The sequence below is a fragment of the Bradyrhizobium sp. I1.14.4 genome (assembly GCF_050435825.1).
Classification (GTDB): Bacteria; Pseudomonadota; Alphaproteobacteria; order Rhizobiales; family Xanthobacteraceae; genus Bradyrhizobium.
In genome coordinates this window covers 99,228-114,581 of the sequence record NZ_JBNDLA010000017.1, presented here as the reverse complement: position 1 = coordinate 114,581, position 15,354 = coordinate 99,228, and the positions used below count along the sequence as shown (strand labels likewise).

Annotated in this window: 14 protein-coding genes; 7 read left to right on the top strand and 7 right to left on the bottom strand. The window is 64.0% G+C overall.

Features of this window, described 5'->3' with window-relative positions:
* The first annotated feature begins 230 nt into the window (after positions 1–230).
* A complete protein-coding gene (locus ABIB78_RS27565) occupies positions 231–1,295 on the top strand; it encodes an MBL fold metallo-hydrolase (protein ID WP_429030006.1) in 1,065 nt (354 codons plus the stop codon).
* Positions 1,296–1,440: 145 nt separating this feature from the next.
* On the opposite strand, the gene ABIB78_RS27560 is transcribed toward ABIB78_RS27565, so the two are convergent.
* Both ABIB78_RS27560 and ABIB78_RS27555 read right to left on the bottom strand, forming a co-directional pair.
* Positions 1,441–2,172: an SIMPL domain-containing protein gene (locus ABIB78_RS27560; RefSeq protein ID WP_429030003.1), complete on the bottom strand. Its 732-nt coding sequence runs from the start codon at positions 2,170–2,172 to the stop codon at positions 1,441–1,443.
* Between the two features lie 5 nt (positions 2,173–2,177).
* Complete coding sequence (locus ABIB78_RS27555) at positions 2,178–2,888, bottom strand: GyrI-like domain-containing protein (RefSeq protein ID WP_429030001.1); 711 nt, start codon at positions 2,886–2,888, stop codon at positions 2,178–2,180.
* Positions 2,889–3,073: 185 nt separating this feature from the next.
* Here ABIB78_RS27555 and dapF point away from each other — a divergent pair, with 185 nt between their 5' ends.
* The 3 genes from dapF to ABIB78_RS27540 are packed head-to-tail and all read left to right on the top strand — an operon-like array spanning position 3,074 to position 5,568.
* Positions 3,074–3,958 (top strand): diaminopimelate epimerase, encoded by an 885-nt coding sequence (dapF, locus tag ABIB78_RS27550; RefSeq protein ID WP_429030000.1) that lies wholly within the window; start codon positions 3,074–3,076, stop codon positions 3,956–3,958.
* Between the two features lie 30 nt (positions 3,959–3,988).
* On the top strand, positions 3,989–5,272 hold the full coding sequence (gene mtaB, locus ABIB78_RS27545; protein WP_429029997.1) for a tRNA (N(6)-L-threonylcarbamoyladenosine(37)-C(2))-methylthiotransferase MtaB: 1,284 nt from the start codon (positions 3,989–3,991) through the stop codon (positions 5,270–5,272).
* A gap of 2 nt (positions 5,273–5,274) precedes the next feature.
* A complete protein-coding gene (locus ABIB78_RS27540) occupies positions 5,275–5,568 on the top strand; it encodes a hypothetical protein (RefSeq protein WP_429029996.1) in 294 nt (97 codons plus the stop codon).
* A 558-nt stretch (positions 5,569–6,126) separates the two neighbouring features.
* On the opposite strand, the gene ABIB78_RS27535 is transcribed toward ABIB78_RS27540, so the two are convergent.
* Entirely contained in the window at positions 6,127–7,902 is a 1,776-nt protein-coding gene (locus ABIB78_RS27535) for a S8 family peptidase (protein WP_429029994.1), read from the bottom strand.
* A gap of 21 nt (positions 7,903–7,923) precedes the next feature.
* Between ABIB78_RS27535 and ABIB78_RS27530 the strand changes: the two genes are divergently transcribed.
* Positions 7,924–8,403, top strand: a complete 480-nt coding sequence (locus ABIB78_RS27530; RefSeq protein WP_429029992.1) for a hypothetical protein — start codon at positions 7,924–7,926, stop codon at positions 8,401–8,403.
* Positions 8,404–8,554: 151 nt separating this feature from the next.
* Here the strand turns inward: ABIB78_RS27530 and ABIB78_RS27525 are convergent, their stop codons facing one another.
* The 4 genes from ABIB78_RS27525 to ABIB78_RS27510 all read right to left on the bottom strand — a co-directional run bounded on the left by ABIB78_RS27525 (position 8,555) and on the right by ABIB78_RS27510 (position 13,589).
* Complete coding sequence (locus tag ABIB78_RS27525) at positions 8,555–9,397, bottom strand: hypothetical protein (RefSeq protein WP_429029989.1); 843 nt, start codon at positions 9,395–9,397, stop codon at positions 8,555–8,557.
* 632 nt (positions 9,398–10,029) lie between these two features.
* The gene (locus ABIB78_RS27520; protein WP_429029986.1) at positions 10,030–11,178 is read right to left on the bottom strand and encodes a zinc metalloprotease HtpX; all 1,149 of its coding nucleotides are present in this window, start codon (positions 11,176–11,178) and stop codon (positions 10,030–10,032) included.
* A gap of 464 nt (positions 11,179–11,642) precedes the next feature.
* Positions 11,643–12,782, bottom strand: coding sequence for a DUF2336 domain-containing protein (locus ABIB78_RS27515; RefSeq protein ID WP_429029984.1), 1,140 nt, complete (start codon positions 12,780–12,782; stop codon positions 11,643–11,645).
* A 105-nt stretch (positions 12,783–12,887) separates the two neighbouring features.
* Positions 12,888–13,589: an RluA family pseudouridine synthase gene (locus ABIB78_RS27510; protein WP_429029981.1), complete on the bottom strand. Its 702-nt coding sequence runs from the start codon at positions 13,587–13,589 to the stop codon at positions 12,888–12,890.
* Positions 13,590–13,638: 49 nt separating this feature from the next.
* Between ABIB78_RS27510 and ftsY the strand changes: the two genes are divergently transcribed.
* Together ftsY and ABIB78_RS27500 are read left to right on the top strand one after the other, a co-directional pair.
* Positions 13,639–14,586: a signal recognition particle-docking protein FtsY gene (gene ftsY / locus ABIB78_RS27505; RefSeq protein WP_429029979.1), complete on the top strand. Its 948-nt coding sequence runs from the start codon at positions 13,639–13,641 to the stop codon at positions 14,584–14,586.
* A gap of 122 nt (positions 14,587–14,708) precedes the next feature.
* Positions 14,709–15,308 (top strand): septation protein A, encoded by a 600-nt coding sequence (locus tag ABIB78_RS27500; protein WP_429029977.1) that lies wholly within the window; start codon positions 14,709–14,711, stop codon positions 15,306–15,308.
* Positions 15,309–15,354: the final 46 nt, after the last annotated feature.

Here is a 15,354-nt window from a genome sequence, read left to right as displayed (position 1 = left end):
CGGGCGTTGGCCTCCGGCCTCCAGGACCGGTCGGCGGGTCGAAAAGACGGATCTTTCCGAGAAAGTGGCCGCGTTAAACGCTGCCGGGGCGGCAAAGTCAAGGAAAGTTTCGCCGCGATCCACTCCCCCTGAGCGATAAGATACTGAAATTACGTCGATTTACCGCGTCGGTTCCGAATTCGCCGTTGCCACCCATATAAACGGAGCCCGCCTCCTGTTTGGGAACCCGCTTGCCCATCACCCGCCGCCGCCTTCTCGCAACCTTGACCGGAGTCGCCGCGGCGATCGGCGTGCCCTCGATCTGGATGTCCTTGATGAAAACCTATGACGGCCCCGCCTCCGATCATTTCGACGGCCTGCACTTTTTCGATCCGGATGGCGCGCCGCCGAAATCGCTCGGCGAGGTGCTGCGCTGGCAGTTCGGCGGGGGCAGGCCGCGCGCGGTCTGGCCGGAATGGGCGCCGAGCCCGTATGCCGATACGCCGCCGCCCCGCGTCGACGGCAACAAGGTGCGGTTCTGCTTTGTCGGTCACGCGAGCTGGCTGATCCAGACCGCCGGCCTCAACATCCTGGTCGATCCGGTCTGGTCGATGCGCGCCTCGCCGTTCAGCTTCGCAGGGCCGAAGCGGCACAATGATCCCGGCGTCGCGTTCGAGAAGCTGCCCGGGATCGACGTCGTGCTGGTGTCGCACGGCCATTACGATCATCTCGACGTCGCGACGCTGTCGAAGCTGACTGCGGCCTTTGCGCCGCGCGTCATCACGCCGCTCGGCAACGACGTCACGATGCGCGCATCCGATGCCGCGATCAAAGCCGAGGCGTTCGACTGGCACCATCGCGTCGAGCTCGGCAATGGTCTCGCCGCGACGCTGGTGCCGACCCGGCACTGGTCGGCGCGCGGCCTGTTCGATCGCAACAAGGCGCTGTGGGCGAGCTTCGTACTGGAGACGCCGGCCGGCAAGCTCTACATCGTCTGCGATTCCGGCTATGGCGACGGGCGGCATTTCCGCAGGGTGGCCGAGGCGCATGGTCCGCTGCGGCTCGCGATCCTGCCGATCGGCGCCTATGAACCGCGCTGGTTCATGCAAGACCAGCACATGAACCCGGAGGATGCGGTGCAGGCGCTGGCCGATTGCGGCGCCGCCCAGGCGCTGGCGCATCACCACGGCACGTTCCGGTTGACCGACGAGGCGATCGACGCGCCCGCGATCGCGCTGGGCGAAGCGCTCGATGCGGCGAGGGTGCCGCGCGAGAGATTCGTGACGCTGAAGCCCGGGCAGGTGTTCGAGATTTAATGGCTGTCGTCCCGGGCAAGCGAAGCGCGACCCGGGACCCATAACCACAAATGCAAAATGTTGCGCGATGCTGCGGCCCCAGCTTGCCTCTACAATTCTCAACGGTGGTTATGGAGCCCTGCTTTCGCAGGGACGACGGCGCGACTTACTGCTTCTCCTTGATCGCCCAGGAGATGCTGACATTGACGGTCAGCGTTTCCTCGCCTTGCGCCACCGGTGTGGGTGCGGCGAATCCTGCGGTGGCCATCTTGGTGCGGAACACCGGTACGGGCGCCGAGCCGACTTCCGCGATGTTCAAGGGCGCTCCGAGCGTGACGCCTGCGGCCTTGGCGTAGATCTCCGCCTTGCGGCGGGCGTCGGCGATCGCCTTTTCGCGGGCGTCATCGAGCAGCTTCGAGGCCTGCGACACCGAGAAATTGAGCCCGCCGATATCATTGGCACCGGCTCCCACCAGCACATCGATGACGCTAGCGACCTTGCTCACGTCGTGCAGCCTGATCGTGACGCGATTGCTCGCGTGGTAGCCGACGATGCTGGGTGAAGCGTTCGTCGACGACGGGGTGCGGTTGGCGAATTGCGGCGATAGCGACAGCCGCGAGGTCTGATAATCCTTCTCCGCGATGCCGGCGCCCTTCAGCGCGGCCAGCACCTTGCCCATCGTCACATTGTTGGCGTCGGCGGCTTCGCGTGCGGTCTTGGCATCGGTGGTGACGCCCGCGTCAAGCTGCGCCTGGTCGGGCGGCGCCGATACGGTCGCCTCGCCGGTGATCGAGATCGCCGGCGGGAAGTCGCTGTCGGCCAGCGCGGGCGCAGCCAGCAGCGTGGTCGCGATCAGGGTGGCAGCGAAGGGGAGGCCGAGGGGGAGGCGATGGGTCATCTGGCTCACTTCAAGGGGACGTAGACGTTGATCACAAGCTTGTCTTCGGCGGTCTTCAGCGGATCGGTGATGTACTCCTCGATAAAGGTGTCCTTGGCTTCGAGCTTCTTGTCGTCGAGGTGATTGGTGATCGCCTCATAGGTGTTGTCCATGTTGTCGTAGGAACCGCGATGGACGAATTTCAGCGCCTTGCCGTCCGGCGAGTTGCCCATGCTCATGTTCTTGCCGAGGTTCTTCGCGTCCTGATCGACCGGGATTTCGGCGATGAAGGTGAACCCGGTATCGTCGGTCGATGTGTAGACGATCATCGGATTGCCCGCTGCCTTGATGCCGTCCTTGTCGAGCAGCGCGGTAAGCTGCTTGAACGCCTCGATCAGCGCATCGAAGGCCGAATCCCAATTGGCATTGCCCTTCAGCATGACGACCTTTTTCGGCTCGAGCGTGAACGGCTCGCCGAAGGGGTCGGCGGTCTGGACCGGGGAGGCCGGCGCCGGTGCCGGGGTCTGCGATGCGGCGGGGCTGTCGGCCGGCGACTTGGTCTCGGCCGGCGGGGGCACGGGTGTTGCCGATGGCGCAGGCGCGGGGGTTGGGCTCGGGCTGGCTGCCGGAGCGGGCGAGGCTGATGGCGACTGGGCGGGCGCCGGGCTTGCCAGTGCGATCGCGGCCAAAGGGAGCAGCGCGACCAGGGCCGCGCGGAGCGTGTTGATACGGTTCATTTTTTCTTCTCCATCCCCTTCCTCAAACGGCCGCTCGATCTGTCCCGGCGCGCGCGGTCCGCGAGGTCCGATATTCCTAACACGCGAGTTCTGCATTCGTCCCATGACAGATGCGTCATGGGGCCCTGCAGACTGGCCAACAGGCCACCACTCGCCATATAACCGGGCAGAATTTGGGAAAGTCGATGAGCGCGCTCGCCAATCACGCATTCGCCAAGATGAACGGCATCGGCAACGAGATCGTCGTCGTCGACCTGCGCGATTCCAAGGCACAAGGTCGGGCGCAGGTTTCGGCGGAAGAGGCGCGCGCGGTGGCCTCGCCGGCCGGTGTCCCCTATGACCAGTTGATGGTGCTGCAGCCGCCACGGCTCGACGGCACCGAAGCGTTCATATCGATCTACAACAATGACGGCTCGGAGGCCGGTGCCTGCGGCAACGGCATGCGCTGCGTGGTGCGGCGGATTTTCGAGAAGACCGGCCAGACCACGGCGACGTTCCAGACCCGCGCCGGCCTGCTCAATTGCTGGCAGGGGCCGGCGCCCGATCTCTACACCGTCGACATGGGCGCGCCGAAGTTTGGCTGGCGGGACATTCCGCTGGCTGAAGAATTTCGCGACACCCGCTACATCGAGCTGCAGGTCGGGCCGATCGACAAGCCGGTGCTGCATTCGCCCTCGGTGGTCTCGATGGGCAATCCGCATGCGATCTTCTGGGTCGATGACGTCAATGCCTACGACCTCGAACGGTTCGGGCCGCTGCTCGAGAACCATCCGATCTTCCCGGAGCGCGCCAATATCACGCTCGCCCATATCGTCGATCGCGACCACATCACGATCCGCACCTGGGAGCGCGGCGCCGGCCTCACCAGGGCCTGCGGCTCGGCGGCCAGCGCGACGGCGGTCGCGGCGGCGCGGCTGAAGCGCGCCAACCGCATCGTCGAGATCACGCTGCCCGGCGGCAAGCTCGGCATCGAGTGGCGCGAGCGCGACGATCACGTGCTGATGACCGGCACCGCCGATTTCGAGTATGAGGGCCGCTTCGATCCGGCGCTGTTCGCAAGCGTCGCCTGATCGGTCATGGAATCCGTCTTGGGATCGGTTATGGGCGTCGACGTTGTCACCTTTGGCTGCCGCCTCAACGCGTTTGAATCCGAGGTGATTCGCCGCGAGGCGGAGCAGGCGGGACTGACCGACACCATCGTCATCAACAGCTGCGCCGTCACCAATGAGGCGGTGGCACAGGCCCGGCAGTCGATCCGCAAATTGAAGCGCGAGCGCCCGGCGGCGCGCATCGTGGTCACCGGCTGCGCGGCACAGACGCAAGGCCAGATGTTTGCTGACATGGCCGAGGTCGATCGCGTCGTCGGCAATGACGATAAGATGCGCGGTGATGCCTGGCAGGCGACGCGCGCCGCGTTAGAGGCGCCGTTCGGCACCGACGCCAGCGAGAAAGTCGCGGTCGCCGACATCATGGCTGTGACCGAGATGGCGCCGCATCTGCTGGATGGATTCGAGCGTGGCCTGCCTCGCGTATTCGTGCAGGTGCAGAACGGCTGCGATCATCGCTGCACCTTCTGCATTATCCCGTATGGCCGCGGCAATTCGCGCTCGGTGCCGATGGGGGCCGTGGTCGATCAGGTCCGCGCGCTGGTCGAGCGGGGCCACGCCGAGATCGTGCTGACCGGCGTCGATCTCACGAGCTACGGCGCCGACCTGCCGGGCACGCCGAAGCTCGGCCAATTGGTCAGGCAGATCCTGCGCCACGTGCCCGAGCTGAAGCGGCTGCGGATCTCGTCGATCGATTCGATCGAGGCCGACCGCGACCTGCTCGATGTCATCGCCGACGATGCGCGGCTGATGCCGCATCTGCATCTGTCGCTGCAGTCTGGCGACGACATGATCCTGAAGCGGATGAAGCGCCGGCATTCGCGCCAGGACGCGATCGATTTCTGCGCGCAGGTACGCCGGCTGCGGCCGGACATCGCGTTCGGCGCCGACATCATCGCCGGCTTCCCGACCGAATCTGAAGAGATGTTTGCGCGCTCGCTCGATCTGGTCGAGCAATGCGATCTCACCTTCCTGCATGTGTTTCCCTATTCGCGGCGTCCGGGCACGCCGGCGGCGCGGATGCCGCAGGTCGCGGGCGGCGCGATCCGGGAGCGCGCGAAACGGCTGCGCGCGGCAGGCGAAGCGGCGCTGCTGCGGCGGCTCGCGGCGGAGGTGGGTGCGACGCGCGAGGTGCTGATCGAAAGCTACAGGCAGGGCCGTACCGAGCATTTCCTGCCGGTGGCGGTCAACGATGATGTGCCGGGCGAGGTGCGGCGGCTCATTGTGACCAGTCATGATGGTGCGCGTCTCGTTGGGGCGTGCGGCGATGCTATCTAGCCATGCAGGATCAAGTAAATGCGACCCCGAAGCCCAGGCGAGTGCCGTCGAACGAGGGAAAGCTGGCCGGGGCAAAGCCACCGTTGCGACCCAAACACGTCTGGTCGATCCGGACAAAGCTCCAGATCGAGGGACGCGCTCGCGACTTCGCCATGTTCAATCTGGCAATCGACAGCAAGCTTCGTGGCTGTGATGTCGTTGCCATCCGGGTAGAGGATGTCGCTGCCGGTGGATACGGCGGATCGCGCAACGGTCCGGCAAAAGGAAAACTGGGCGGCCCGTCAGATTTGAATTGAGCGAGCAGACCCGCCAAGCCGTCTAGACCAAGCCGTCTAGAACCAGAAATTGAACTGCGCGCGCGAGCGATCCGCCCCGCGGTGGTTACGCTGCCCAATCTATAACTGCGTCTATAAAGGTTTGAGCCTGACGGATCGCATCTAGTCTGGTGGCGCAAACGCCGACCGTAACCGTTTTGCCCTTTCCCACGGTCCATTTCCAACTGCGCGGAAAGTTCATTTCAACGACCGAGAAACTGATGCCGCGATGTTCCACGGAGGGCCTCCGTTGACCATTTCGTTGCGCGCCGATGGAAACTACTGCTTTCGCCAGACGAGGTCCAGCTCAGCTTCGAAATGGGCACGGCATGTCGCAAACATGCCATCGATAAGCGACGTCACCCGCAAAGGCGTGCGCTCAGCCGTTTCCGAACAGGTGGCCCGGCCCAGGAACTTGCGGTTCCCCTGTTTCCAGAAACATCGCGACCGAGATCGCAAATTGTGATGCGCGATATGCGGCGCGTACGCGGGCGCAGTGGGCGAAGCCATTGCGCCCGTTGGACCGGCACGAACACGAACTCAACGCGCGTCGGAAAGACCCGCCAGCATCATCGCCTCCTTAAGCTCGCGCACGCTCTCATCTGCGCTGCGCTCAGGCGCCAGCGACCATGGCGTCGGATTCAGCGGCAGTTGCGAAACATTGGCCGGTCCGCGCGGCGGCTCGAACAAATTCGCCTCGCTTGCATTTGAGCGAATCTGGTTCAGCTGCCGGATGGCGCTGCGCATCTCCGCCAATTCGGCATTGAGCGTCGCTCCGATCGGCTTGGCTGCGGAGCGGACGCCAAGTGCGCGCGCCGCATCGGGGAGGCCGGCGCCGGTCAGCCAGGGATGACCGATCGGCTGAGCGGTGCCCTTGAGAATCTGGAACAGTCGCTCGACCCGTTGAAAATCCCGTCTGGCGAAGCCGCCCTTGAAATCGCTGTGGTGGGCGAGGATCAGCGCCGCGAGCGCCGTCACATGCGCCGTAGCGAGCGAGGTGCCGTCGCACACCGCGTAGGTGTCCGGCGACTGGCAGGCAATGACAGCCACTCCGGGTGCGCATACGTCGAGCTCGGGTCCGCGACAGGAGAACGCCGGCACGAACAGTCCGCGCGCGACCGATATGGTCGCTGCCGCTTCGGCCGCCTGCGGGCTATCGTTTGGAGAGCTCCCCAGTTGTCCGATCGCGCCGACCGCCACCACCTGCGGGGAGCTCGCGGGGAACAGCACCGCAGCAGCGGAATTTCCGGCCGCGGCGATGACACCGACGCCCTGCTGCTTCGCCGCGGCGATGCGCTGCCCGACGATCGCCGAGCCCCGTTCGCAGCCGTAGCCGAGGCACGCGACATCGATGCCGTTCTGCAGGCAATAATCGAGTGCGGCGACAAGGTCGCTGCAACGCGCGTCGGCAGGAAGCTTGCACACATGCAGTTCCGCTTCCGGCGCATAGCCGCGGATACCGCGGGCGGTATCCGCAACCGCGCTGATGACGCTCGCGCACGGCGTGCCATGGCCGATATCGTCCTGCGACCAGGATCGTTGTTCGCCGCTGCCTCCGATATCGACGCCGCGATTGATCCCCTTCAATTGCTCGTGGGTGACGGCAACGCCGCTGTCGATCAGGGCGATCTTGATTCCGGCACCGCGACACCCGGTGGGGAGTTGATCGAATCGCATCGCTTGAGCGCCCCAATCCGGCCTCTCGGGCAGCGACAATGCTTGCAGGGTGAAACTGTTCACGGTGTCGGACCGAAGCTCGGGCCGCTGCCGCCACAAGCCCCAATGGCTGGAACGCGGCCTGATCAAGAGCCCGGACATGGTCTCCGGCAATTCACCGTAGAGCGTGAGATCGGCTTTGCCGTTGCCGTCGGTCAGGCCTTGAATCGTCCCGCGTTCCCCGACGAGGAGGATAGCGGCGTGTTCGACCGGCTTGCCATTCTCGCTCAGCGCCTGGATCGTCACCGTAAAGGCCGGGCCGAGTTCCGTCATCGCAGCCATCAGCGGTGTTTGGGGCGAGGCGCCTGTAACCGAGGCCGCTCGCAAGGCACGGTCCGGCTCGATCACGAACGCACCGGCAAGAGACCGGCGCAACGCGACCATGGTTTCGTCTGACGCCCGCACCACAGATATCGGCGGGCAGATATTTTCGCGCTCCGCGTAGGTTCGCCGGATTTCAATATTGCCGAGCTGGTTCAGTCGATCGACCAGGGTTTGTCTAGTGACGTCCAATCCTGCCGGCGCGATCATGTATTGGCTGTTGCGCACACTTGCCGGCCGGCGCGAGGTGGGGCCCTTACCATCCGAATTTTCGCTCATGGCGTTACCTCCAAGAATTCAATGAACGGACGACAAGATCTGATCAGCCGCAGCCGCGCGCAGTGGCGGAACCCGGGGATCGCCGGTTCGGATCATTTCTATCGCACGGTAGGACAGCCAAAGCAGGTTGAAGGCCTGCGCATAGTCGCGGCCTGCGAAGCGGTGCGCGGCCTGCGTGACGATCGGAACGCAATTCTGAAGGCCGGCATATTGTCCGGCATTGGCCTCAAGATAGGCAGAGAGCGCGCGCAACTGCTCTGCGATGATGTCGCCAATGAAGTTTTCCGCCGCCTGACGGTCAAGTGCTGGATTTGCAAGCGCCGGATTCGCAAGCGCGAAATTGCCGAGTCCGCCCTGAAGCCCGCCCTGGAACGGGGGCTCGAAGGTGTGGGACGCAAAACCTCCCTGCGGGAAAGCTTGCGATTGCAAGCGCTGGAGGAGCGGCATCAAATCGCCGAGCAAGCCGACGAGTTGCTGGATTTCGGCCGACGGCGGCTGTGAAGCGGTCGTGTTGGAAGGATTGGAGGCGGACATGGTTGTTCTCCTTGATCGGGCGTGTCGATATTGACGCGTTGAAAGCGATCGACGGCGGCCGCCGCGCCAGGCAGGCGGCGGCCGCAGATTGCCGGTACAGCCGACAGTGTAGTTGCTGTCAGATCATCCGCTGCTGATTGAAAGCCTGAAGGTTGCCGATGACCTGGGGAATCACGCCGATCAGCTGGCGCGTGACGTCAGCGACGTCCTGCTGTGTCAGTTGTCGCGGTTGTTGTCCCCAAGGGGACGGGGCGCCGAACGCGGATTGGAATTGCGGCACACCAAATGGCGTCCCGAATGTCTGGGCCGGATGGCCTTGGGCCAATTGACCCAAGCCATATTGGCCCAAGCCTTGCTGTCCGAAGCCTTGCTGACCCAAACCTTGCCCGCCCTGCATGGCGGCGTATTGCAGCTGCGGTTGGTTCTGCAGCATTCCAACGATCTGCGGCACGATCGGCAGCAGCTGGCGAACCACTTCGTTCACATCCTGCTGACTCAATTGGCGTGTCGGTTGACCGAAGGCCGCGTAGCCGATCGCCCCATACGGCTGTTGCGCCTGCGCCAAGATTTGAGGCAGCGCCGGCACCAATTGCCGAACCACCTCATTGACGTCGTGCTGCGAAAGCTGGCGCTGTTGCTGACCGCCCCACTGAGCCCATGGCGGTTGCTGCTGGCCCCAGCCCTGAGGCTGCGCGCCAAATCCGATATTATATCCGGAGCCGCCGAGCGAAGGCTGGCTGCCATATTGACCGTATTGCTGGCCGTAAGCCGGCTGTCCCATTCCATAACCACCTTGAGGGCCGTGGCCGCCAAATCCATATCCGCCCATCGCCTGCATCAACGGCGCGTTGCTCCAGGCGCCATAGGCCTGGGCGGCTTGGGGCTGGGCGGCTTGAGAGAAGGCCGCCCATGCTTGCGGATTGAATTGCGAATTGTGTTGCTGGGTTTCGAAGTAGGTCATCGCTTGTTCTCCTTGCGATGGTTGGTGCCCTCAGCCCACGACGAACGAAGACGACGTGCTCCCGTCTTCGCACTCGAACTGGTCTTTGCGATCGAACATTTCGCGACGAGCAAGCCGCCATCCCAGCGGCATCACGCACACGCGCGCGATCACTCGATGGGAATCAATCGGAACCGGTTGTATGCAAAAAGATAGTTCAGCCCATACCCGTCAACGTCTCTGCCACTTACCGGGCGAGCGCTGCGTTACGCAGGCCAAGACAGCCATGATGGGACAACGTAGAAAGGAGAATTGCTAATCCAGAACTGTTGCTTTCCGCGCTGATCCCGGTTGCGAGCTAACCTTCGTCTGGGTTGCTCTCGTTCTGGGGTATTTGCTCCTGACTTTTTTCGTTGTGCATTCAATGCTCCACAATGCGCCACACGAGCGATGGTTTCGCGAAGGTCTCGCGTTATTTTTGTGATAACACTGTGCACGGTTCCAGATTGCGACGTGTTTCGCCGCGCATTCGGCAAACGCGTTGACCTAATTGGACCAGCAATTCACTTTGCAGGTCATTTTTTGCAGGTCATTTTCTTCTGTTCGAGCACGATCTTTTCGGAAAACCGGGTCCCACTTTTCCGGGGCATGCCTTAAGCGAGGCAGAGCAGCGCGCCGACCCGTTCCGATGTCGCGGGGTGGCTGCGAAGCAAGCGCATCGTACCGTCGTCTCGCGCGGCCGCGGACGGGACCAGCAAACCGGCGTGGTGGCGTTCCAGCTTGTGGAGCGCTGCGATCAGCGCTTGCCAGTCTCCGGTCAATTCGAGGGCGGTGGCATCCGCGTCCAACTCGCGAGTACGCGACAATGCCAAGCAAAGCAGCTGAGCGATCGAAGGCGCGGCACGCAGCAGTGCGGCAAGCGGTGGGCTGACCGCCATGCAACCATGTTGCGCGCGCAACAAGGCAAGGCCGGCGAGCGACGTCCATTCGATCGAGCGATGCAGCGCTGCCGCCCAACTCATCGTCCAGATATCATTGTTGCGGATATGGGCGACCTCATGGGCGAGGATGCCGGCGATCTCATCGCGCGTCATGCCGCGCAGCAATCCCTCGGTCAGTATGATCGCGGCGCCTTCGGGACCGCCGAGCGCGTAGGCATTCATCTGCGAAGGCGCGGGAAGACAATAGATATCCGGCAAACGAGACAAGCGGGCGCGCTGGCAGACGTCCACCAGGATGCTGAACAATCCCGGCGCTTCGGCTGGGCGGAGCAGGCGGGCGCCGAACCAGCGGAAGATGGTTTCGTGCGCAATTGCCGATCCGTCTTGTCGCGGCGCGCCTCCGGTAAGTGCCCGGTGAATGCCCTCGGTTCCACCGACGATCCAGCCGCAGACCGCCAACAGCAATGTCATCCCGGCGATCGCCAAGGCCGACGACCGGTGATTTGCGGCTTGATGAAAGGAGCGCCGAAGCTGCGACAGATCCGGGGAGCACAGATCGACACGGCAGCTCAAGAATATCCCCGGCTGATCCGTCGGCAAATGCAGGTCCAGGACGATCGACGCGCCGGATCGCACGAGCTGCAGCATTTGCGCGCGAGGTACGGCATGGATCAACGCAAATGAAATGCCGGGAGACGACGCGGCGTCCCTGACGACGCATTGTCCGGTTCGATCCTCACGCCACGCCACAGCGCCGACGTTGAACACCCCAAAATCCCCCCAGCCACCCATGCCAACCACAATAGACTCCACTTCCTGCGCCGTCATGCCAATTTCATGCCATAGCCACAGGATTGTCATTGGGGAGCGCCGGGTTGGTTAGCCAGCGCCCGGGCCCCTTAAAATTTAAGTTAGGTTTCCGCCGGAATCTCCTTTGTCGAGGTCAGCGGCGGCGCCGTCGGGAGCGGAATCTGGCGACCAAGCCTGACTAACTTGTTGCGTAGGTCTCCTTAGGGTCAAAAGCCGTCGATGACGGCCGGGTTCGGCGATTTCTGCTTCGCTTTCAGGAGGCGACGTCAAAGGGTACGCATCCCAAGGCGACGCCTGCGGGAAGCTGTTGAACGTGCGGCGCGAGAGCTGTGCGCGCGCGCGTGCACGATGCGTGGCGGAATGGATGGCTTGACCGGGCGACCCAGTACGCCGTGGCCTCTCGGCTCAAGCATCGGTGTCTCTGGAATACTGGATCACCCGCATGCGCGGGTGATGACACGGAATACGCTGTTTGACAGGTCGAATCGGAATCAGTCGCATCGCGCGCAACGTTGTCAGTGAGCACGTCCGCCGGGCTTTGGAGGTTGCGGCGCGCGAACCTGCCAGAACCGCAGCAGGCGATCGGCGTTCGCGCGGGTCAGTTTCGCAAACTGGCTCTTCGCTTGGGCGAGCTCGACCGGTCCCATCGAGCCGGTCGAATAGCGGCATTCCATCACTGCGGCGGTGGTCTCCCAACTCAGGCCCGCCGCGCGGCACGGCACCAGCAGGCCTTCGCTGCGCAGGCTTTGCATCAGGGGGCGGATCACCTCGATGCGCGACTGCGCAAGATCCGCCAGCGCGGCGATGGTCTCTTCATATTTTCGCTGTCTGGCGAAGCCGAGCAGGGCGGCCTCGTGCAGCTCGCCGGCGTCCTTCAGCTTTGCAATGTGGCGCCTGGCCGCGGTGAAATCACGGACCTGCGACATGTCGCGCTCGACGCCGGCGGCGACCGCGGCGATCGCGTGCCGGATCTCCTCGAACAGATACGGGGGCGCGCGTTCCAGCAACCGGCCGCGAACCTCTTCCGTCGCGTCGTGCAGGAGCTGAAGGCGGAGCTCCGACGGCAGGTCCGCGCGGATGCCGGTCTCGACGGCGAGGACCGGATCGTGCTCGGCTTGCGCGAGGATGACCGCAAATCCGGCGGGCGATACCTTGGCGCCGGGATTGCTGACCAGGCGGTGGCTCACGCTCGCAAAGCGACGGGCCAGAAGTGCATCAGTGACGACTTCCTTCAACCACCAGCGGCCGGCGACAGCGAGCAGATGCTGCTCGCTCTTGGTCTGCGCGATCACGACCAGATCGTCCGCGCTGAGCCGCGACGACTCTTGCAGGATCGGTCGCGCGATCCCGATCTCGTCGTTCCCCGCGAGGCGGCGGACGATCGCGGGAGGTGCCTGGGCCACCGGCGCGAGTTGCTCGCTGATGTCGACGAGCGCCATCCGGGCGCTGATATCGGCCAGCGCCCTCAGCTCGATGGTCTTGACCAGCCGCTCGAGTACATTGTCGAACAGCTCGACCTGCTCGCTGTTGAATTTGCCGGCGGAGGCAAGGAAGAGGCTGGTGACGCGCCTGGCCGTGGCGATGCATCTTTCGGGCGAGCCGGCGCGTATCGCCGCCTCGACTTCGTCGACAATTGCCTGCCCGGCATTCAGCATTGCTCGTCCTGAGCCTGTCGTGGTGCGCTTTTCTAAGCCGCCTGCAGGACTACCGGACGAGGCTGAAGGTTCCGTAAAGGATAATGGTCCGTAAAATCCCGGAGATCACTGCCCGTTCCAGCCGCAGCTTTTCAGCCGCTCCCGCATGTGCTCCGGCGCCGGCGCGACGACATGCACCGGCTCCTTGTTCCTGGAGATCGGGATGCCGATCTCGCGTGAATGCAGATGCAGGGTCGGCTCGCCGAAGCGCGGACCATTGCCATAGATATTGTCGCCGACGATCGGCCAGCCCATAGCCGCCGAATGCACCCGCAGCTGATGGGTGCGGCCGGTGACCGGCTCCATTGCGAGCCAGGCAATGCCTTGACCGCGGCCCAGCACCTTCCAGTTGGTGATCGCCTTCTGCCCATCCGGGTCCGGCTTCTGCCACCAGCCGCGCTCGGCGTTGAGCCGGCCGAGCGGCATGTCGATGGTGCCTTCGTCCGCAGTGGGGCCGCCCTCGACCACGGTCCAGTAGGTCTTCGAGATCTTGCTGTGCTTGAACAACAGCCCGAGCGAGGCGGTCGCCTTGCGGTGGCGTCCCAACACGAGGCAGCCGGAGGTGTCCTTGTCGAGCCGATGCGCCAGCACCGGCGGCCGCGGCAGGCCGAACCGCAGCGCGTCGAACGAGGCCTCCAGATTGGGGCCGCCCTTGGGGCCGCGATGCACCGGCAGGCCGGCCGGCTTGTCGATGACCAGCATCAGCCCGTCGCGGTGGAGCACCCGCGCCAGGATTTCTTCCGCGGTCAATTGGGGAACATCGATCAATTCGTCGAGACTTTCGTTTATGGGCCGAAACGGCTAACACGTCCGCGCCATGAACGATACCACTGCGGGAACTCCCAAACAGAGCTGGTGGCAGCGGCTGAAAGGCGGCCTCAAGCGGACCTCGAGTTCGATCGGGACCGCGGTCGCCGACCTCGTCACTAAGCGTAAGCTCGATTCTGCCATGCTCGATGACATCGAGGATGTGCTGCTGCGCGCCGACCTCGGCACCGATGTCGCGGTCCGTATTGCGGAGGCTGTCGGTAAGGGCCGGTACGACAAGGCGATCTCGGCCGACGAGGTCAGGGAGGTCGTTGCGACCGAGGTCGAGAAGGTGCTGGCGCCGGTGGCCAAGCCGCTCGAGATCGATACGACGCTGAAGCCGTTCGTGATCCTCGTGGTCGGCGTCAACGGCTCCGGCAAGACCACGACGATCGGCAAGCTGGCCGCGAAATTTTCCGCCGAGGGCCGCAAGGTGATGCTGGCCGCCGGCGACACCTTTCGCGCCGCGGCGATCGAGCAGCTCAAGGTCTGGGGCGAGCGCACCAAGTCGCCGGTGATCGCCGGCGCCCAGGGCTCGGATTCGGCGAGCCTCGCCTTCAGCGCGCTGACCGCTGCGAAGGAGCAGCAGCGCGACGTGCTGCTGATCGACACCGCCGGCCGCCTGCAGAACAAGTCCGAGCTGATGAACGAGCTCGAGAAGGTCGTACGCGTCATCAAGAAGGTCGATGCGACGGCGCCGCACGCGGTGCTGCTCGTGCTCGATGCCACGGTGGGACAAAATGCGCTGTCGCAGGTCGAGGCGTTTCATCGTACGGCAGGCGTCACCGGCCTCGTGATGACCAAGCTTGACGGCACGGCACGCGGCGGCATCCTCGTCGCGCTGTCGGAGAAGCACAAGCTGCCGGTGCATTTCATCGGCGTCGGTGAAAGCGTCGAGGACCTGGCGCCGTTCACGGCGAAGGATTTTGCCAACGCGATTGCAGGAATCGAATCTTAGGTTTTCGTCATGCCCCGCGAAGGCGGGGCATCCAGTACGCCGCGCCGCTGACTGGAATCGAGGCCTCTCGGAGTACTGGATCACCCGCCTTCGCGGGTGATGACGGCAACAAAGGTTACATAATGGACAAGACGCAGCCGCACCCGCTGTTCAAGCTCGCGACCGAACTCGGTCCGCTGCTGGTGTTCTTCATCGCGAACGCAAAGTACCATCTGTTCGTCGCAACCGGCGCGTTCATGGTGGCGATCGTGGCGGCGATGATCGCGTCCTATGTGGTGACCAGGCACGTGCCGATCATGGCGCTGGTGACCGGCGCGATCGTGCTGGTGTTCGGCACCCTGACATTGGTGCTGCACGACGAGACTTTCATCAAGGTCAAGCCGACCATCATCTACGGCCTGTTCGCGGCCGTGCTCGGCGGAGGTCTGCTGTTCGGCCGTTCCTTTATCGCCGTGATGTTCGACCAGATGTTCAACCTGACGCCGCAGGGATGGCGCATCCTCACCCTGCGCTGGGCGCTGTTCTTCGCCGGCATGGCTGTTCTCAACGAGATCGTCTGGCGCACGCAGACCACTGATTTCTGGGTGAACTTCAAAGTGTTCGGCGTGACGCCGCTGACCATGATCTTCGCCATCGCGCAGATGCCGCTGACCAAGCGCTATCACCTCGAGCCGGTCTCGCTCGAGACCAGCGAAGCGGACGCCGGCGACCTAAGAAAATAAATCCGGACGCAGCGCGGTGATTGTGCCGCGCTGCGTCCCGAGGCTT